We start from the raw sequence: 19,558 nt of genomic DNA, 5'->3' as shown, positions 1-19,558 counted from the left end.
GCAGCACGAGCCCCGAATCCATCTATCCACCAACTCTGCTGCGCGATGGATTCCGGGTTCGGTCCTGCGGACCGCCCCGGAATGACAGGACCGAGGGGAAACGCCAATGCCCGTACCGCAACACGTCTTCGAGCCGCCGTTCAACATCATCCGCTCCAGCCACGTCGCGCTCGACGTCACCGACCTGAAGCTGAGCCGCGAGTTCTACGAGACCATCGTCGGCATGCATGTCGAGGACGCCGACGACAAGGTCGTTTACTTGCGCGCTGCGGAGGAGCACCAGCATCACTCGCTGGTGCTGCGCAAAGCGGCCGTGCCCGCCTGCAACCGGCTCGGCTTCAAGGTCGGCAACGACGGAGATCTCGACAAGGCCGCCGCATTCCTGTCCGAGAACGGCCTCGCCTACGCCTTCGTCGACCAGCCGTTCCAGGGCCGCACGCTTCAGTTCACCGATCCCTTCGGCTTCCAGATCGAGCTCTATGCGTCGATGGACAAGCGGCCGCATCTGCTCCGCCGCTACGACCTCTACCGGGGCTGCCATCCGCAGCGGCTCGATCATTTCAACGTCTTTGCCGCTGAGGTGCAGGACACCGTCGATTTCTATGCGCGGCTCGGCTTCCGCCTCACCGAATATGCCGAGGAGGACGGGCCGAACGGCCGCATCGCCGCGGCCTGGATGCACCGCAAGGGCAACGTCCACGACTTCGCCATCACCAACGGCAAGGGCCCGCGGCTGCACCACTTTGCCTACTGGACGCCGACGGCGATGAACATCATCCATCTCTGCGACGTCATGGCCTCGCAAGGTTTCGTGAAGAACATCGAGCGCGGCCCGGGGCGTCACGGCATCTCGAATGCGTTCTTCCTTTATGTCAGGGATCCCGACGGCCACCGGCTGGAGCTCTACACCAGCGATTATTTCACCGGCGATCACGACCACGAGCCGCTGCGCTGGTCGCTGCGCGATCCACGGCGCCAGACATTGTGGGGCGCACCCGCGCCGCGCTCATGGTTCGAGCAGGGCTCGCCCTTCGCTGGGCAGGCCGTCCGCGAGCCGAAATTCGTGGCCGACGTGCTGGTGGCGGATTGATGCGAGTTACCGAGCAAAACTCTCTCCCCGTCGTCCCGGCGAAGGCCGGGACCCATAACCACAGGGAGTCGTTTGGCGGAGACTGGTCGTTCGGGATTGTCCGCGCGCCCTCACGATAGATCACACGGTATGGGTCCCGGCCTTCGCCGGGACGACACGAGAGATAGATTGCCCATGAAACTCCCCCGCCTCGCCACCTATTCCGTCAAGGGTGCTGTCAGCTACGGCGCCGTCCTGGAGGGCGGCATCGTCGATCTCTCCGCGCGCTACGCAAAGGACTATCCGACGCTGCGCGAGGTGATCGCCGCCGGCAAGCTCGTGAGCCTCGCCGAAGAAGCTGCGGGCCGCTCACCGGATCATGCGCTCGCCGACATCACTTGGCTGCCGCCGGTGCCGGCGCCGGAGAAGATCATCTGCATCGGCGTCAACTATCCCGATCGCAATGCCGAGTACAAGGACGGCCAGGAGGCGCCGAAATATCCGAGCATGTTCATGCGCTCGCCCCGCTCCTTCGTCGGCCACGACGCGCCGCTGGTGCGCCCGCGCGCTTCGCACCAGCTCGACTACGAGGGCGAGATCGTGCTGGTGATCGGCAGGCAAGGCCGGCACATTGCGGAAAGCGCGGCGCTCGACCACATCGCGGCACTGACGCTCTGCAACGAAGGCTCGGTGCGCGACTGGCTGCGCCACGCAAAATTCAACGTCACCCAGGGCAAGAATTTCGATTCCAGCGGCAGCCTGGGTCCGTGGCTCGTACCCTACACGCAGGAAACGCAGATCGCCGACATCAGGCTGACCACGCATGTCAATGGCGAGCTCAGGCAGGACGATCGTACCAGCCGGCTGATGTTTCCGTTCCGCTATCTCATCAGCTATATCTCGACCTTCGCAACGCTCGTCCCCGGCGACGTCATCGTGACGGGCACGCCGACCGGCGCCGGCGCGCGGTTCGATCCGCCGCGCTATCTCAAGCCGGGCGATGTCATCGAGGTCGCGGCCGAGGGCATCGGCTCTTTGCGCAACGGCGTCGTCGACGAAGCCTAAGACAACAATCGAAGTGGAATGATGCAATGACCACCCTCACCGGCGGCGAAGCGATCGTAAGCGGGCTTGTCGCCCATGGCGTCGACACCGTGTTCGGCCTGCCGGGCGCGCAGATCTACGGCCTGTTCGACGCGTTTCACCAGGCCCAGCTCAAGGTGATCGGCGCGCGGCACGAGCAGGCCTGCGGCTACATGGCGTTCGGCTATGCGCGCGCCAGCGGCCGGCCCGGCGTGTTCAGCGTGGTGCCCGGCCCCGGCGTGCTCAACGCCAGCGCGGCTCTGCTCACCGCCTATGGCTGCAACGAGCCCGTCCTGTGCGTGACCGGCCAGGTGCCGACGCAATTCCTCGGCAAGGGCCGCGGCCATCTGCACGAAATGCCGGACCAGCTCGCGACCTTGCGCACCTATGTGAAATGGGCCGATCGCATCGAGACGCCCGGCAACGCGCCGACCACGGTGGCGCGCGCCTTCCAGGAGATGGCCTCGGGGCGGCGCGGTCCTGCTTCGATCGAGATGCCCTGGGACATCTTTACCCAGCGCGCGGACACCGCCGCCGCGCAGGTGCTGGAGCCGTTGCCCGCACCATTGCCCGATCCTGATATGATCAAGCAGGCAGCCGCGCTGATCAAGGCGAGCAAGGCGCCGATGATCTTCGTCGGCAGCGGCGCGATCGATGCAGGCGAGGAGATCCTCGAGCTCGCCGAGATGATCGATGCGCCCGTGGTCGCCTTCCGCAGCGGCCGCGGCATCGTCTCCAACACGCACGAGCTCGGCCTCACCATGGCCGCCGCCTACAAGCTGTGGCCGAACACCGATCTCATGATCGGCATCGGCACGCGGCTGGAGCTGCCGACCATGTCGCGCTGGCCGTATCAGCCCGCCGGCCTGAAGAGCATCCGCATCGACATCGATCCGGTCGAGATGCGGCGGTTCTCGTCCGACACCGCGATCGTCGCCGATGCCAAGGCCGCGACGGCCGACCTCGCCGCCGCCGTGCGCAAGGCCGGTTACAGCAAGACCGCCGGCCGCCGCGGCGCGATCCGCGAAGCGACCGCAGCCGCGCAGGTCGAGATCCAGCGCGTCCAGCCGCAGATGGCGTATCTCAACATCCTGCGCGAGGTTCTGCCGGCGAACGCGATCGTCACCGATGAATTGTCGCAGGTCGGCTTCGCCTCCTGGTACGGCTTTCCGATCTACCAGCCGCGCACCTTCATCACATCGGGCTATCAGGGCACGCTCGGCTCGGGTTTCCCGACCGCGCTTGGCGCCAAGGTCGCGAACCCCGACAAGCCGGTGGTCGCCATCACCGGCGACGGCGGCTTCATGTTCGGCGTGCAGGAGCTCGCCACCGCCGTGCAGTTCAACATCGGCGTGGTGACGCTGGTGTTCAACAACAACGCCTATGGCAATGTCCGCCGCGACCAGCGCGAGCGCTTCGACGGCCGCGTTGTGGCGTCAGATCTGGTCAATCCGGATTTCGTCAAGCTCGCGGAGTCCTTCGGCGTTGCCGCTGCGCGCGTCACCGCGCCTGACCAATTCAAGGCGGCGATGGAGAAGGCGCTTAGCCACGGCGGGCCGTATCTGATCTCGGTCGAGGTGACGCGCGACTCCGAGGTGAGTCCCTGGGCGTTCATTCACCCGCCGAAGCCTTGATGTCGTTCCGGGGCGATGCGTAGCATCGAACCCGGAATGACGAGAAGGATCACCGCGTCCTGCGAAACGTCAGATTGATCCGCTTCCGTCCCAGCAGCGCGTGCTCGCCATCGGCGAGCGGCGCGACGCCGTGATACGCGAGCCGGCTCGGCCCACCCCAGACCACGACATCGCCATGGACGAGCCGAAAGCGGCGCGGCTTGTCGCTGCGCGCAAGGCCCCCGAAGAGGAAGGTCGCGGGCAGGCCGAGCGAGACCGAGACGATCGGTGCCGAAAAATCCAGCTCGTCCTTGTCCTGATGCAGCGACAGCCGCGTGCCGGGCTCGTAGCGATTGACGAGGCAGGCATCGGGCGCGAAGCCCGTGAAACCGCCCTGCTCCGCCGCGCGGCGGGCGAGATCGCAAAACACCGGCGGCATCGCCGGCCATGGCGCGCCGGTTCGCGGATCGATGGGGTCATAGCGGTAGCCGGTGTGATCGGTGATCCAGCCGCGCTCGCCGCAATTGGTCATGGCCACCGACATCTGGTAGCCGCCGGGCGTGGTCATTCGCCGGAACGGCGACTGCGCCACAATGGCCCGCACGGCGTCGATCAGTTCGCGCTCGACCGGCTTGACGAAGCCGCGCAGCAGCACGGCGCCATCGGCGATCTCCTCGCGCGACGGCTGCGCCTCGGCGACCGTGTCGAACAGATCACCCGTCAATCGCAGCACTCATTTGGCATCGTGAAAAATCACACCCAGCGTATGGCGATGGCCAGAGCGAATCCGGCTAACGCCGTGGCGGAGATTAACGCGGTAGGTGCCGCGTGTCCCCTGCACCGGGCGGTGATGCACGGCGAAGGCGACCGCATCGCCCTGCGCGAGCGGCACCACTTCGGCGCGGGACTGCATGCGCGGACGCTGCTCGGTCAGCACGAACTCGCCGCCGGTGAAATCGCGTCCGGGCTCGGACAAGAGGATCGCGACCTGGAGCGGGAACACGTGCTCGCCATAGAGGTCTTGGTGCAGGCAATTGTAGTCGCCGTCCCTGTATTGCAGCAGCAGCGGCGTCGGCCGCGCCTGCCCGGCCTCGTGACAGCGCTTCAGGAATGCCGCATGCGCCGTGGGATAGCGGATGTCGATCCCCATCGCCTCGTTCCAGCGGTTGGCGACGGCTTGAAGATGCGCGTAGAGCGCCGGGCGGAGCTGTGCGATCAGGTCGGGCAGCGGATAGGCGAAATACTTGTACTCGCCGCGGCCAAAGCCGTGGCGGCCCATGACGATGCGGCTGCGGAAGTGCGCGTCGTCCGGATAGAGCGCAGAGATGGCGCGGCACTGGTCGGGCGTCAGCAGGTTCTTCAGGACGGCGCAGCCCTGGGCGTCAAGCTCGGCGGTGATCTGCGGCCAGTCGAGGGTGTCGACGTGGGCGGCGAGGTCGGCCGATGGCTCTTGGGGCGATTTGTGTGCGGTCATTGACATAGCAATCACCTTTGCAGCCCGGTGTTCACCCCGCCACCCGATTTCCGATGACTATCTCCCCGTCATCGCGAGCGAAGCGAAGCAATCCAGGGTCCTTCCGCGGAACCAGTCTGGATTGCTTCGTCGCAAGCGCTCCTCGCAATGACCCAGGAGGGATCTCGTAGGGTGGGCAAAGGCGCGAAGCGACGTGCCCACGACCACGAAGTGGTGGGCACGCTTCGCTTTGCCCACCCTACGGGACTGTTGCTTGTGGAGCTAACCCCGCACCGGCAGCGTCGCCACGTCATAGCCGTGCCTGATCGTCCGCTTCAGCACGGGGTCTTCGAGCTCGAAGTCGAACCGGTCCGCCGGACGGATGCCGCCCTTGGCCGCAAACGTGCCGCCGAACATGGCGCAGCCGTCGGGGAATTTGCCGCCTTCGAAGCCGCGCGCGATCAGGTCAGTGACCGGCAGCATCGCGTCCAGTGTGCCCTCCTGGTAGAGCACGCGCTCGCCCTTGATGGTGGCGTAGGAGCGCAGGATCATCCTGTCCCAGTGACCGATGACGTCCTCGAGTTCCCACAGCGTGGAGGCAATCGGCTTGTCGCACATCTGCTTGGACACCGTGACGTTATAGGCCTCGACCTTGCGGTCGGTATGGTCGGAGCCGCAGCCGACGAAGATGCGGCCTTGCCAGCCGATCAGCACGAACTCGACCTCGCCGGAGGAATCGCCGCCGGTGCATTCGATGCTGCCTTCCTGAGTGAGCCGCCGCGCCGAGGCGCGGTAGTAGATCGGCGTCGAGGCCGGCGGGGCGATGCCCATCTCCTGCAGCTCGGCGATGTGCTTGTCGCGCGCGACGGGGTCGCGGCCGGTCCAGCCGGCAATGACCATCTGGTCGATTGCGAGGGTCAGCGGCGTGGTGGTGTCCTGGGCGTCAACGGTGAAAGTGAGGTCAAACACGAATGACGGCCTCCATGCCGGCAGCAAGTTCAAAGATACGACGGTCCGAGCCGCCCGCGCCTGCCAGCATCAGGCCGACCGGGACCTCGCCCGCGCGATGTGCGGGCAGCGAGATGGCGCAGCCATCGATCATGTTGATGAGGGTGCAATTGCGCAGCGCGCGCAGGTTCTGGGTGGTGAACGCCTTGTCGTCGGCAAGGTCCGCGATCTTCGGCGGCGTGTTGGCGGTGGTCGGCAGCACCAGGGCGTCATAGGGCGCGATGCGCGCGTTGACGCGGGCGATCAGCGAGCGGCGCTCGTTGAGGAGATCGATGTAGTCGGCCGCGCTCTGTGCCTCGCCGCGCATGATGCGGACCGACACGCGGGGATCGTAGACGTCGCCTTTGGCCGTGATGAGATAGCGGTGCCAGGCGTAGCTCTCGGACGCCGCAAAGCCGCCCTTGGCGTTCATCGGGCCGATGTCGTGGAATTCGGCCGTCTCGATCCGCTCGATGATGGCGCCGTGGTCGGCCAGCGTCTTCAGCGCGCGCTCGAAGGTCTCGGAGACCGCCGTGTCGAGATCGTCGAGCGCGATCGTGGTCGGCACCGCGAGCCGCATGCCCCTCACGGGCCGCGGCCTCAGCGCGACGATAGGCTCGTCGGCGAGCACGGCATCGAGTATGGCACAGCAGCTGACCGATCGCGCCAGAGGCCCGATACTGTCGAGCGAGAAGGACAGCGGCACGGAGCCATCGAGCGGCACGCGACGCTGCGTCGGCTTGTAGCCGACGATGCCGTTGAAGGCCGCCGGAATGCGGCACGAGCCACCGGTGTCGGTGCCGAGCGCGCCGTGCGCCATGCCGTCTAGCACGGAGACCGCGGCGCCCGAGGAGGAGCCGCCGGGCACATGGCCCACGGCCCGGTTCCAGGCGCCTTTGGGCGTGCCGTAATGCGGATTGATGCCGATGCCGGAATAGGCGAACTCGGTCATGTTGGTGCGCCCGATCAGCACGAAGCCGGCATTGCGCAGCCGCGCGACCGCCGCCGCATCGTGCTCGGCCGGATCGGAATCGTCGAGCGCACGGGAGCCGGCGCGCGTCGTCTGCCCCTTGATGTCGAAGAGATCCTTGATCGAGATGGGGATGCCGGCATAGCGCGAGGGCGCCGCCTTGACCTTGCGCAGGGCATCCATGGCGTCGGCGGTCGTCAGCGCGGCGTCCTTGTCGACGTGGATGAAGGTGCGCTGCCCCTCGCCGGCGGGATCGGCGATCCTGGCGATGCACGCTTCGACGAGCTTGCGGGAGGTGGTGCGGCCGTTTTCGAGGTCGTCGGCGAGCTTAGCCAGTGTCGGAAAATCGGGCATGTCTGTCTCACGGAATATTTGCGCGCGCAATCTACAGCGCTGGCTCAGTCCGACACAAGCATTGTGCGCATGATGGCATGCATGCGCATTGCTGGACCGTTGACGCGCCATGGTCAATTGTCGCATCACAATCGAAACAGGCGGGCGTCAAGCCTGCCTTTTGGGAGAGCGTTCCGAGATGGCCGAACCGCAGCGCGCGCGACCGAAACCGACGCCGGAGACCCAGCATTTCTGGGACGGCACCAAGGCGGGCGAACTGCGCCTGCAACGCTGCGACGCCTGCGCGCATGTCTACTTCCCGCCGCGCCCGTTCTGCCCGTCCTGCGCCTCGCGCAAGGTCTCGGTGTTCAAGGCGAGCGGCAAGGGTTTCCTCTACAGCTACGTGATCAACCATCGCCCCGCCGCGCCCGGCTTCACGCCGCCTTACGCGATCGCCGTGGTCGAGCTCGACGAGGGGCCGCGGATGATGAGCAACATCATCGACTGCCCGCAGACGCCTGAGGCGCTCGAGCTCGACATGAAGCTCGAGGTCGCCTTCGAGGCGCTCGACGACAAGATCACCCTCCCCGTGTTCCGTCCGGCGAAGGGGTAGAGCATGCGCAGGAACCAGGTTGCCGTCGTCGGCGCGGCCGAGACCACCGAGCTCGGCGTCATCCCCAACGCCTCGCAGCTCCAGCTCCATGCGGATGCGGCGCTCAATGCCATTGCCGATGCCGGGCTGAAGCTGTCCGACATCGACGGCTTTGCCACCGCGGTCGAAACGCCGCAGCAGGTCTGCCACTATCTCGGCATCAAGCCGACCTGGGTGGACGGCACCTCGGTCGGCGGCTGCTCGTTCATGCTGCACGTCCGCCATGCTGCCGCGGCGATCGAGGCCGGGCTGTGCAAGACCGTGCTGATCACCCATGCCGAAAGTGGCAAGTCGATGATCGGCAAGCCGCCGCGCTCGATCCCCGCCGACAGCCTGCAAGGCCAGTTCGAGGCGCCCTACGGCGTCTACGGCCCGCCCAGCATGTTCCCGATCCCCGTGCTGCGCTTCATGAAGACCTACGGCATCACCCATGAACAGCTGGCTTCAGTCGCGGTGGTGCAGCGCGAGTGGGCGGCGAAGAATCCGCGCGCGATGATGAAGGACCCGATCACGGTCGCCGACGTCCTCAACTCGCGCATGATCGCCTATCCGTTCCGGCTTCTGCAGTGCTGCCTCGTCACCGATGGCGGCGGCGCGCTGATCCTGACCTCGGCCGATCGCGCCAGGGATTTTCCAAGGAAGCCCGTCTACATCATGGGCGCCGGCGAGAGCGTGGAAACGCCGATGGTCAGCCAGATGGAGACGTTCAACTCATCGCGCGCCTTCAAGGTTGCCGGCCCCCTCGCCTTCAAGGAAGCCGGCATCGCCCACAAGGACGTCGATCATCTCATGATCTACGATGCGTTTGCGCATCTGCCGCTGTTCGGGCTCGGCGATCTCGGCTTCATGCCGTACGAAGAAACCGGCAAGTTCATCGCGGACGGCAATACGCGGCCCGGCGGGAAGCTGCCGCTCAACACCAATGGCGGTGGATTGAGCTACATGCATTCGGGCATGTACGGCATGTACGCACTCCAGGAGAGCGTGCGCCAGATGCGCGGGATTGCGCCGGCGCAGGTGCCGAATGCGAAGATTTCGGTGTGCCACGGCGTCGGCGGCATGTTCGCGGCATCAGGCACGATCGTGTTTACGAACGAGAGGTAACCCACATGAGCAAATCACTGCAAGACAAGGTCATCATCGTCACCGGCGCAGGACGTGGCATCGGGCGCGAGATCGCGCTCTTGTGCGCCGGCGAAGGCGCCAAGGTCGTGGTCAACGATCCAGGCGGGGCCGCCGACGGCGCCGGCTCGAACGCTGCTCCGGCCGAAGAAGTGGTCGAGGAGATCAAGAAGCGCGGCGGTACCGCGGTCGCCAATTTCGAAAGCGTTGCCGAAGCGATCCCCGCCAGCAAGATCGTGAAGACCGCGACCGATCATTTCGGCCGGCTCGACGGCGTCGTCAACAATGCCGGCATTTTGCGCGACATGATCTTCCACAAGATGAGCGTGGAAGCCTTCGAGGCCGTCATCAAGGTGCACCTGATGGGCTCGTTCTACGTCAGCCACGCCGCGGCGCGGATCTTCCGCGAGCAGGAGTCGGGCTCCTTCGTGCACTTCACCTCGACCTCGGGCCTGATCGGCAATTTTGGCCAGGCCAACTACGCCGCGGCCAAGCTCGGCATCGTCGGGCTGTCGAAGTCGATCGCGCTCGACATGGGCCGCTTCAACGTCCGCTCCAACTGCGTCTCGCCGTTCGCCTGGACTCGCATGATCGGCACCATCCCGACCGAAACCGAGGCCGAGAAGGCGCGCGTCGAGAAGATCAAGCAGATGGGACCAGAGAAGATCGCGCCGCTGTGCGGCTACCTGCTCGGCGATTCCGCCAAGGACGTCACCGGCCAGATCTTCGGCGTGCGCATGAACGAGATCTTCCTGTTCAGCCAGAACCGGCCGATCCGCTCGGTGCAGCGGAACGAAGGCTGGACGCCGCAATCGATCGCGGAACACGGCATGCCGGCACTGAAGGGCTCGTTCTACAAGCTCGACCGCTCCGCCGACATCTTCACCTGGGATCCCGTCTAGCTGGATTCCAAGCTATTGCTGCATTGCGATCTCCGGTTGCTCGACCGGGGATCGCCTGCTTTACGCCCGATTGGCGGCGGATGGTTTCCTCCCGAACAAAAAATATGGGAGGCGACTATGACGAAGCCACTGACCATTTCTGCCGAACCCAGCGAGCCCTTTCTCGCGCGCCGCACCCTGTTGAAGGGAGCGGCGGCCGCAGTTGCGGCGACGGGCGTTACCTTGAACGCGACCTTGGCGGCATCCGTTGCGCCCTTGGGCCAGACGGGCGCGCCGACGAGATCGACGGCGCCATTGCCCCTGGGACCACTGCCGGGGAGCCGCTACCCCGACTCCCACCTGGAATCCGCCAAAAAGGGACCGCCATCATTCGGGCCCCCCGGTTTTCCGGCCTTCGCCGGCACCATGGCCGTCGAGCGCGTCGCGACCGGCTTTCGCTGGGCTGAGGGACCGGTGTACTTCCCGGCCGGGCGATACCTGTTGTTCAGCGACATTCCGAACAACCGCATCATGCGCTTCTCGGAGGATGACGGTCACCTCAGCGTCTACCGCCAACCCTCGATGAACTCGAACGGCAACACCATCGATCGCGAAGGACGCCTGATCACGTGCGAGCATAGCGGCCGGCGCGTGACGCGGACCGAACTCGACGGCTCGATCACCATCATTGCGGACAAATTCAACGGCAAGCGACTGAATTCGCCCAATGATGCAGTCGTCACCGCCGATGGGGCAATCTGGTTCACCGATCCCGCCTACGGCATCGGCGGCTTCTATGAGGGTATCAAAGCCGACCCCGAGCAAGAGAAGAAGAATGTCTACCGGGTCGACCCCAAGTCCGGAGAGGTCAAGGTCGTGGTCGACGATTTTGTGGAGCCCAACGGGCTCGCCATCTCACCCGACGAGAAGAAGCTCTACATCTGCGACACCGGCTTCACCGATGGGCCGGACAACCCATCCCATATCCGCGTGTTCGACCTCGACGTGGCTGGCGGGAGGGTATCGAACAGCAAGGTCTTCGCCGATATGCCCAAACCTGGAATCACCGACGGCGTCCGCTGTGACACCGAAGGTCGGGTCTGGTGTTCGGTCGGCTGGGGCGACCCGAACGAAGACGGCGTGCGCTGCTACACGGCATCGGGCGAATTGCTCGGCAAGATCCATATCCCGGAGACCGTGGCAAACTTGGCCTTCGGCGGCCAGCAGCGAAACCGGCTTTATATTTGCGGCTCGACATCGCTCTACGCCGTCTACACCAGTGTGCAGGGCGCGATGAAGCCATGACCGAATAGCGCGTGGGGTAGCGAAGAGCGGGCGGCCACGCCCATCTGTTCGCTATCCCTAGCCCGTATTCCTCAAGCCCGCCGAGATGCCGTTGATCGTCAGCTGAATCCCGCGCAGCACCTGCTCGTCGGGATTCTGCGCGCGATGCTCCTTCAACAGCTCGACCTGCACGTGGTTGAGCGGATCGAGATAGGGGAAGCGGTGGCGCACCGAACGCTCCAGCAGCGGGTTGCCCTGGAGCAGCCGGTCCTGGCCCATGATGTCGAGCAGCGTCTCGATGCAGGAATGCCATTCGCGGCGGATGCGGCCGAAGATTTTTTCACGCAACGCTTCGTCCGGCACCAGCTCGGCATAGCGCGAGGCGATCGCGATCGAGCTTTTCGCGAGCACCATGTCCATGTTCGACAGCAGCATGCGGAAGAACGGCCATTCCTTGTAGAGCTCTTTCAGGAACGGCATGCCCTGTTGCGGATGCTCGGCGATCCACTGCTCGACCGCGCTGCCAAAACCGTACCAGCCCGGCAGCATCAGGCGGCATTGCGCCCAGGAAAACACCCAGGGAATGGCGCGCAGATCCTCGATCGCGCGGGTCTTCTTGCGCGAGGCCGGACGGCTGCCGATGTTCAGCGTCGCGATCTCGTTGATGACGGTCGAGGCCCAGAAATAATCGACAAAGCCTTCGGTCTCGTAGACGAGACCGCGATAGGCCTTGAAGGCGAGATTCGAAAGCTCGTCCATCGCAACCAGATATTCGCGGCGCGGAGCGCTCTGGCGCGGATGCAGCAGGCTTGCCTCCAGCGTCGCGGCGGCCAGGATCTCCAGGTTGTTGCGCCCGACCTCGGCGTTGGAATATTTCGACGAGATGATCTCGCCCTGCTCGGTGATGCGGATCTGGCCATTCACCGCGCCGCCGGGCTGCGCGATAATGGCGTCATAGCTCGGCCCGCCGCCGCGGCCGACCGAGCCGCCACGGCCGTGGAACAGGCGCAGCCGCACGTGGTGACGCTCGAATACCTCGACGAGGCCGATCTCGGCCTTGTAGAGCTCCCAGCCCGAGGTGACGAAGCCGCCATCCTTGTTCGAGTCGGAATAGCCGAGCATGACCTCCTGCACGCTGCCGCGGCTGTCGACGAGGCGGCGGTAATCGTGCAGCGACAGCATGCGGTCCATGATCCCGCTCGAGGCCTGCAGATCCTCGATGGTCTCGAACAGCGGCACGATGTTGATGGCGCTGCGCCCGGAGGGATGGACGAGGCCGACCTCCTTCAGGAGCACCGCGACCTCGAGCATATCAGACATGCCCTTGCACATCGAGATGATGCATTGGGGAATGGCGTCCGAGCCGAACTTCGCATGTGCTTCAGCGGCGGCATGGAAGACGTTGAGCTCGCCCATGGTCTCGTCGCTGTACTTGACGAATGGCGAAACCAGCGAACGCGTCGAGCGCAGCTCGTTGGTGAGCAGCGAGATGCGCGCCTCCTCGCCGAGCGCCAGATACGACATGCCGGGGTTGGCGGCATCCATCAGCTCGGCGATGGTGCGCTCGTGCACCGCCGAGTTCTGGCGGATGTCGAGCCGCGCCAGATGGAAGCCGAAGCAGTCCACTGCGCGCCGCAAGAGCCGCAGCCGGCCGCGGGCGATGACGCGGGCATTGTTGGAGATCAGCGAGCGGTGCAGCACGTCGAGATCGGCCTGCAACTCCCTGACGCTCTCGTAGGGCGCGCCCTTGCCGACCGGCCGGCGCGTGATCTCGACCTCGAGCTTCTCGGCCGTCGCCGTCAGCCGGGCATAGATGCCTGACACGGCGAGGCGATAGGGCTCGCCGCTCCGGTGCGGCGAGGTATCCGGCGAGCGCTCCGCCAGGTTGCGCAGCTCCTCGGAGACGTCGGCGAGGTGGGCTGCGATCGACAGCTCCGCACCGAGCACGTGCAGCTCGTTCAGATAGAACTGCATCACCCGGCTCGACTGCAGCCGCAGCGTGCCGCGCATGACGTCGGCGGTGACGAAGGGATTGCCGTCGCGGTCGCCGCCGATCCAGCTGCCCATGCGCAGGAACGAGGCGAGCTCGCCCGCCGCCTGCTCGCCCTCCTCCAGCCGGTCCTCCAGCACGTTGACCAGCCGCGGCACCTCGCGCAGGAAGGTATAATCGTAGAACGATAGGCCGTTGCCGACCTCGTCGAGCACGGTGAGCTTGGTCCGGCGCAGGAGGTTGGTCTGCCACAGCGTCAGCACCTCGCGGCGGAGCTGCTCGTCGCTGGCGGCGGCCTCGTCCGCGGTCAGCGCGACGCGCTCGCGGCGATCGAGCAGGCCAGCGATCTCCATCTCGCGGTCCATGGTGCTCTTGCGGCGGACCTCGGTCGGGTGCGCGGTCAGCACCGGGCTGACGAGCGCGGTCTTGAAGAAATTGCGGAGCTGGTCGGGACCGATGCCGGCCGCCTTGGCGTGCGCCAACGTCTCCGCCAGCACGCCGGATCCGCCATTCTTGGCCGCCGCGCGAGCGCGCATCTGGCGGATGTTGTTCTGGTCCTCGGCGATGTTGGCAAGGTGCGAGAAATAGCTGAAGGCGCGGACGATCCGCACCGTCTCGGAGGTCGACATGCTGTCGAGGATCTGCTCGAGCTCGCGGCGGGCGAGCCGGTCCTCGTCGCGGTGGAACCGGATCGAGGTTTGCCTGATACGCTCGACCAAGTCGAACACATCAGCCCCTTCCTGGTCGCGCACCGTGTCGCCCAGGATGCGCCCGAGCAGGCGGATATCGTCCCGCAGCCGGGCATCGGCCTCCAGCGCCTGGGCGTCCTCAGGGCGATTGGGGCGATGCTCGGTGCTGTCGGAAGTTACGGTCTGGAGGGACATCGGCTCGCTCCCCTGCTCGCGCCCTTGGCGGCCCGGTCCAGCCGAGTGTGCGATATTTTTCTGCCGCAGTGCAAGATGAACTTGGTGGCGGCGCGGCAACATGGCTGACCGTGTGGTGTCGCAAGCGGCGGGCACACGTCCTCGGTCTCGCGGCGCAGACGCCCGAAGCTTTGCTGTCCGTTTCACCCTCGTCGAGAAGAGAGGGCGCAGGGAAGGCCGGGCGCCGGCTGGCACCCAAGGTCCGCACGCGAGAAACGCACGCGGGGCGACCACAGGTGATGCCGGGACATCCGGCCTTCCCTGCGCAATGGTTTTACGGCTTATGGCGCGCTCTCCCCGGGGAGCGATGCACTATTGCCCCCGTCGCCTTGCGGATGACTGATGCGCGCACCCGGTCGGGCCGCTTCACCACCGCAAGCCTTGACGCACAGACCCCGGGCGTCAGGACCACACGCTTTTGCCGTCCGCGGACGTCCCTCCCAAGCCATTCGAAAGCTCGCGCGTGCTCGCCCCCGAAACTGAAAAGGAAACGCTGTGACAGCGCCGTGTCGATCCGCGGAAGGTGATGGCTCACGAGGCTCGCCCGCCCTGCCACCCCGTCACGCGCCGGCGCTGCCGCGTCCATCGCATCCCGGCCTACGTATCGTGACGATCGCGAAACGTCCCTTTGACGGGCCAGGATGCCTTGCGGTTTAGCCGAAACCGAAAATTCGGTCAATCAGAATAATTCGCACCGGATCTCTTGACCTTCATGTGGCGTGTTTTGCCCGACGGTAACGCGAGGAATTGGGCGCGCAACAGCGGCCCAGCACTGCCGTGCCGAGGACAGACCGATGTCCGCTCCACCACGGACAGCCGACCCCGCGGCTGCCGCCTCTCTGTTCGTCTTAGGGCCACAAGCGGAAATGCTCATGCTCCCGAGCCTGCTACTCGACAAATGCGGTCGCGGCTGCAATCAGCCCTGCGGGCATCTCAAGTCCCAGCTCCTTGGCCGTCTTTAGGTTAATAACAAGGTCAAACAGCACCGCTTGAGAGTACGGGATGTCGCCCGGATTGGCTCCTCGAAATATCTCGACGATCTGAGCTACCTGCCTTTGAATCAGAGACTTGAGGTCGGAGCTATAGGTCATCAATCCGCCTGCTTCCGCAAAGTCACGGTATGGATAAATGGCGGGAAGCCGCATCTGCTGGATCAACTGGACCAACAGGGGCTTTTTAGGAAGATGCACCTGCCCCTCATCCGAAAGGATCAATCCGTCTAGCTGATCTCGCTGGAGCGATGAAAATGCGCCGCGGAATTCCGCTTCGCCATATGGACTGCTGACGATACCTCGCACCAGGGAGATCCCCAGCTTTTGTGCCGCATCGCGAACCGCTTGGCCACCTGCGCCCGCCCAAGCCCCCTCCGACGAGACGAAAACGACATTGTGCAATTTGGGAACGGCGCTGGAAAGCAGTTCAAGGCGTTTGGCCCAGACTTCGACCCCGGCGTCTACGCTCACACCCGTAACGTTGCCGCCGGGACGTGCGAGATTCGAAACCAGTCCGAACCGAATAGGATCGCCCGTGGCCGCTACGATGGGGATCGTCGTCGTCGCCGCTTTGAGGCGAAGAGTTATCGGCGTTCCCTGGCAGGCAATCACATCGGGTTTTGTGTCAACCACTTCGCGTGCAATCTCCTCAAGACGTCCCGGCTGTAGTTGCCACCGGTCAACAATGAGGTTTCGACCTTCGACATAGCCAAGGCGCTGCAGTTCTTCGAGGAAAGTCGTCGAATTCGGCTCGCGTCCGATCCTCATGTCTTCGACTCTCGCAGCAGCAATAACTGCAAGTCGCTTCTTCGTAGCGAGCTGCTGCGCCGAGGCACGCGGTATAGCCGGCACGAACATCGCGGTGGCAAACAAGAAGTCGCGGCGCTTGATCAATCGCCTCATTGGATGATCCTCATCCTCGTCGCGCGCCCGAGCAGAAATATTATCAAAGCCAACAGCGCAGGGCTGTTGGGGTCAATGTCCCGCTGGTTGCTCCGGTCGATTACGTTCCTCGTGTGTCGGTGATGCCACACGTCCGAATTGGATCACAAGCAAGCGTAGGATGGGTTGAGCTCTTGCGAAACCCATCATGCTTCGTCATCGGCGGACGGATTGATGGGTTTCGCTGCCGCTCTACCCATCCTACGAGTTCACCCTAAGCCGGCACGATCACCTTGCCGATCGGCCAGAGCGCGATGCCCGCGAGCTTCAGATGAGCCCAGGCGAAGGGAATGCCGATGATGGTGATGGCGAGCACTAGCGCGGTCACGAGGTGGCCCAGCGCCAGCCACCAGCCGGCCAGCACGAACCAGATGATGTTGCCGATCACCCCGAGCGGCCCGGTGCCGATATCCTCGACACCGGTGACCTCGTAGCGGCTGACCGCCCGCGAGCCGAACGGCAGCAGCGTGTAGACGGCGATGTTGAACGCCGCCCGCGCCCAGGGCAGGCCGATGATGGTGATGGCCATGATGACGGCAGCCACCAGCCAGCCGAACGCCATCCAGGCGCCGCCGATGAGAATCCAGAGGATGTTGAGCAGGATGGAAACGGGGGTCATGGCATGATCCGCAAGAGGATGACGCCGTCTATATAGGATCGAAATCTGTCCCTGCTAAGATGGTCCGATAGGCGCAACCGGCTACCGTCCCTCGAATTTCGGCTCCCTCTTTTCCATGAAGGCCTTCATGCCTTCGGCCATGTCCTCGGTCTTGAACAGCGGCAGGAGCTGGAGATAGACGTGGTGGACGTGATCGGAGAAGTTTTCGTTGAGGCCCATCCGCATCATGCGCTTGGAGGCCTGCACCGCCAGCGGCGCATTGGCCGCGATTTCCCGGGCGATTGTCATGGCGCGGGTCATCAGCTCGGCATCCGGCACGACCTCGTTGGCGAGGCCCCATTCCAGGCATTCCCGCGCGCTCAGCGTGCGGCCCGTGAAGATCAGCTCGGAGGCCTTGGCCCAGCCGAGCATGCGCGGCAGCAGCCAGGTGCCGCCGGATTCCGGCACGACGCCGCGCTTGACGAAGGCGGCGGCGAGCTTCGAGGACTCCGCCATGATGCGGATGTCGCAGCCGAGCGCGGTGTCCATGCCATAGCCGGCCGCGCCGCCATTGACGGCGCAGATGGTCGGCTTGTCCATCGCCTGCAAGACCGTCGGCGGGGTATTGCGCAAATTGATCGTGGTCGGCGACGACGCGGCGCTGAGGCCGTTGCCGTCGCGCTCCTTGCGCAGGTCGAGACCGGCGCAGAACGCCCTGCCCTTGCCGGTGAGGATCACGACGCGGACGTTGTTGTCCTCGTTGGCCTCGGTGAGGAGCCGCGCCAGATCGTTCAGCATCGGGCCGGAGATGGTGTTCATGCGCTCCGGCGCGTTCAGCGTGATGGTCGCGATGTGGTCGGCGACTGTGTAGAGGACTTCTTTTGCGGAGTCGGTCATGACAAATGTTTCCCCATCCGTTGTCTCGTAGGGTGGGCAAAGGCGCGTTTGCGCCGTGCCCACCATCTGTCTCCGTAAGCAAATTTTGGTGGGCACGCTTCGCTTTGCCCACCCTACGGCACCTCGTCAAATTGTCAGATTTTCCGGCCCGCCTGCTCCCAATAGGGATCGCGCAGCCGGCGCTTGAATATCTTGCCGGAATCTTCGCGCGGCAGCCCCGAGCGGATCTCGATGTGCTTGGGCACCTTGTAATCTGCGAGCGAGGTCTTCAATCTCGCGCGGACATCGGCGGCCTCGAGCGTGACGCCGGCTTGCGGCTCGACCACCGCCATCAGCGCCTCGCCGAACTCGGCATCGGGGATGCCGAACACGGCGCAATCATGCACGCCCGGCACGGCGTGCAGCACGGATTCGATCTCGGCCGGATAGATGTTGACGCCGCCCGAGATCACCATGTCGCGCTTGCGGTCGCAGATGAAGACGTAGCCGTCCTCGTCGATATAGCCGACGTCGCCGGAGGTGATGAAGCCGTCGCGGTCGATCTCGGCGCGCTTCTCCGGCTTGTTGTGGTAGGTGAAGTCGGCCAGCTCCGCCATGCGGGAATAGATCTCGCCGATCTCGCCCACGCCGAGCACGCTTCCGTCCTCGCCGAGGAAACGAAGCTCGGCGCCGGGCGAGATCTTGCCGACAGTGCCGGGCTTCTTCAGGGCGTCCTCCGAGGTCGCGAAGGTCACGGCGCCGGATTCGGTCGAGCCGTAGAATTCGTAGATCACCGGCCCCCACCACTCGATCATGGCGCGCTTGACATCGGCCGGGCATGGCGCGGCGGCATGGATGATGTGGCGGAGCGAAGAGACGTCATATTTCCGGCGCACGCACTCCGGAAGCTTCATCAGGCGGATGAACATGGTCGGCACCATGAAGATGGTGTCGATTTTGTAGCGCTCGATCAGCTGCAGAAACTCCTCCGCCTCGAACCGCGGCATCAGTACCAGCGCGCCGCCGAGCTTGCCGGCGCGGATGCCGAACGAGTTCGGCGCCGAATGATAGAGCGGCCCGGGCAGTAGTGCACGAGCGCCCGGCTTCAGACCATAGATCATCGCGCGCATGCGTTCGCCGGCCGCCTGCTGCTCCGGCGTCGGCGCATTGCGCCGCACGCCCTTGGGATGGCCCGTCGTACCCGATGTGTAGATCATGTTCATGGGCTGCGGCACGATGGGGCCGTCATAGGGCTGGAACTGTGCGAGCCAGGATTCGAGATCGATCGCAAAGTCCGGCGTCTTCAGATGATCGGGATCGATCTTGTAACTGGACAGGATCTCCGGCGGCGTCGGCACGCTGAGCACGGTGACGCCCTCTGGGATTGCATCGCGCAGGGCGTGCAGCATGTCGGCATGACCGATCAGCACGGACGTGCCGGTATCGCCGAGGATGTAGTTGATCTCCTCCAGCTTGAAGTGCCAGTTGATCGGCACGCCATAAGCGCCGAGCCGCATCGCCGCGTAGGCGGCCTCGATGAAGGCGATGTCGTTGCGCATCAGCATGCAGACGCAATCGCCCTGGCGGACGCCGATTGTGGCGAGGCCGCTTGCGATGCGGTCGGCGCGGGCGGTGACTTCAGCATGGGAACGACGGCGGTCGCCGGAGACGATGCCGAGGAATGGGGACGTTTCGCTCATTTTTGTTTTTCTTTGTTGTTTGAAGTCGACCCTCATGGTGAGGAGGCGCAAAGCGCCGTCTCGAACCATGAGAGCCCGTAGCCCATCCCT

At 64.8% G+C, this 19,558-nt stretch carries 16 protein-coding genes; 7 read left to right on the top strand and 9 right to left on the bottom strand.

The window, feature by feature from the left end; translation table 11 throughout:
• Positions 1-106: 106 nt before the first annotated feature.
• The 3 genes from hpaD to XH79_RS31415 all read left to right on the top strand — a co-directional run bounded on the left by hpaD (position 107) and on the right by XH79_RS31415 (position 3,786).
• A complete protein-coding gene (gene hpaD, locus XH79_RS31425; RefSeq protein ID WP_271584167.1) occupies positions 107-1,090 on the top strand; it encodes a 3,4-dihydroxyphenylacetate 2,3-dioxygenase in 984 nt (327 codons plus the stop codon).
• Positions 1,091-1,264: 174 nt separating this feature from the next.
• On the top strand, positions 1,265-2,134 hold the full coding sequence (locus XH79_RS31420; RefSeq protein ID WP_271584166.1) for a fumarylacetoacetate hydrolase family protein: 870 nt from the start codon (positions 1,265-1,267) through the stop codon (positions 2,132-2,134).
• A 26-nt stretch (positions 2,135-2,160) separates the two neighbouring features.
• On the top strand, positions 2,161-3,786 hold the full coding sequence (locus XH79_RS31415; protein WP_271584165.1) for a thiamine pyrophosphate-dependent enzyme: 1,626 nt from the start codon (positions 2,161-2,163) through the stop codon (positions 3,784-3,786).
• Between the two features lie 49 nt (positions 3,787-3,835).
• Here the strand turns inward: XH79_RS31415 and alkB are convergent, their stop codons facing one another.
• From alkB to XH79_RS31395, 4 genes are all read right to left on the bottom strand, one after another.
• Entirely contained in the window at positions 3,836-4,489 is a 654-nt protein-coding gene (gene alkB, locus XH79_RS31410) for a DNA oxidative demethylase AlkB (protein ID WP_271584351.1), read from the bottom strand.
• A gap of 9 nt (positions 4,490-4,498) precedes the next feature.
• Positions 4,499-5,245 carry a 2OG-Fe(II) oxygenase gene (locus XH79_RS31405; RefSeq protein WP_271584164.1) on the bottom strand — a complete coding sequence of 249 codons (747 nt, stop codon included), beginning with the start codon at positions 5,243-5,245 and terminating at the stop codon, positions 4,499-4,501.
• Positions 5,246-5,500: 255 nt separating this feature from the next.
• Positions 5,501-6,187 carry a DUF2848 domain-containing protein gene (locus tag XH79_RS31400; protein ID WP_271584163.1) on the bottom strand — a complete coding sequence of 229 codons (687 nt, stop codon included), beginning with the start codon at positions 6,185-6,187 and terminating at the stop codon, positions 5,501-5,503.
• Positions 6,180-7,529 (bottom strand): amidase, encoded by a 1,350-nt coding sequence (locus XH79_RS31395; RefSeq protein ID WP_271584162.1) that lies wholly within the window; start codon positions 7,527-7,529, stop codon positions 6,180-6,182. The genes XH79_RS31400 and XH79_RS31395 overlap by 8 nt, the downstream gene beginning before the upstream one ends.
• 178 nt (positions 7,530-7,707) lie before the next feature.
• Here XH79_RS31395 and XH79_RS31390 point away from each other — a divergent pair, with 178 nt between their 5' ends.
• From XH79_RS31390 to XH79_RS31375, 4 genes are all read left to right on the top strand, one after another.
• Entirely contained in the window at positions 7,708-8,121 is a 414-nt protein-coding gene (locus tag XH79_RS31390; protein WP_200495202.1) for a Zn-ribbon domain-containing OB-fold protein, read from the top strand.
• A 3-nt stretch (positions 8,122-8,124) separates the two neighbouring features.
• On the top strand, positions 8,125-9,264 hold the full coding sequence (locus XH79_RS31385; RefSeq protein ID WP_271584161.1) for a thiolase C-terminal domain-containing protein: 1,140 nt from the start codon (positions 8,125-8,127) through the stop codon (positions 9,262-9,264).
• Between the two features lie 5 nt (positions 9,265-9,269).
• Positions 9,270-10,184, top strand: a complete 915-nt coding sequence (locus XH79_RS31380; RefSeq protein WP_271584160.1) for an SDR family NAD(P)-dependent oxidoreductase — start codon at positions 9,270-9,272, stop codon at positions 10,182-10,184.
• Positions 10,185-10,301: 117 nt separating this feature from the next.
• Positions 10,302-11,468, top strand: coding sequence for an SMP-30/gluconolactonase/LRE family protein (locus XH79_RS31375; RefSeq protein WP_271584159.1), 1,167 nt, complete (start codon positions 10,302-10,304; stop codon positions 11,466-11,468).
• 57 nt (positions 11,469-11,525) lie between these two features.
• Here XH79_RS31375 and ppc read toward each other — a convergent pair whose 3' ends face one another.
• The 5 genes from ppc to XH79_RS31350 form a co-directional block, all read right to left on the bottom strand.
• Positions 11,526-14,321 (bottom strand): phosphoenolpyruvate carboxylase, encoded by a 2,796-nt coding sequence (ppc, locus tag XH79_RS31370; RefSeq protein WP_271584158.1) that lies wholly within the window; start codon positions 14,319-14,321, stop codon positions 11,526-11,528.
• 926 nt (positions 14,322-15,247) lie between these two features.
• Positions 15,248-16,255, bottom strand: coding sequence for an ABC transporter substrate-binding protein (locus XH79_RS31365; protein WP_271584157.1), 1,008 nt, complete (start codon positions 16,253-16,255; stop codon positions 15,248-15,250).
• Between the two features lie 253 nt (positions 16,256-16,508).
• On the bottom strand, positions 16,509-16,913 hold the full coding sequence (locus tag XH79_RS31360; protein WP_271584156.1) for a YccF domain-containing protein: 405 nt from the start codon (positions 16,911-16,913) through the stop codon (positions 16,509-16,511).
• An 81-nt stretch (positions 16,914-16,994) separates the two neighbouring features.
• Positions 16,995-17,789, bottom strand: a complete 795-nt coding sequence (locus tag XH79_RS31355; RefSeq protein WP_271584155.1) for an enoyl-CoA hydratase/isomerase family protein — start codon at positions 17,787-17,789, stop codon at positions 16,995-16,997.
• Between the two features lie 134 nt (positions 17,790-17,923).
• Complete coding sequence (locus tag XH79_RS31350) at positions 17,924-19,468, bottom strand: acyl-CoA synthetase (RefSeq protein WP_271584154.1); 1,545 nt, start codon at positions 19,466-19,468, stop codon at positions 17,924-17,926.
• Between the last annotated feature and the right edge of the window lie 90 nt (positions 19,469-19,558).

This window comes from Bradyrhizobium sp. CCBAU 45389 (genome assembly GCF_028128625.1).
In the GTDB taxonomy this organism is placed as follows: Bacteria; Pseudomonadota; Alphaproteobacteria; order Rhizobiales; family Xanthobacteraceae; genus Bradyrhizobium; species Bradyrhizobium liaoningense_B.
This window is presented reverse-complemented; position numbering and strand designations above follow the sequence as displayed.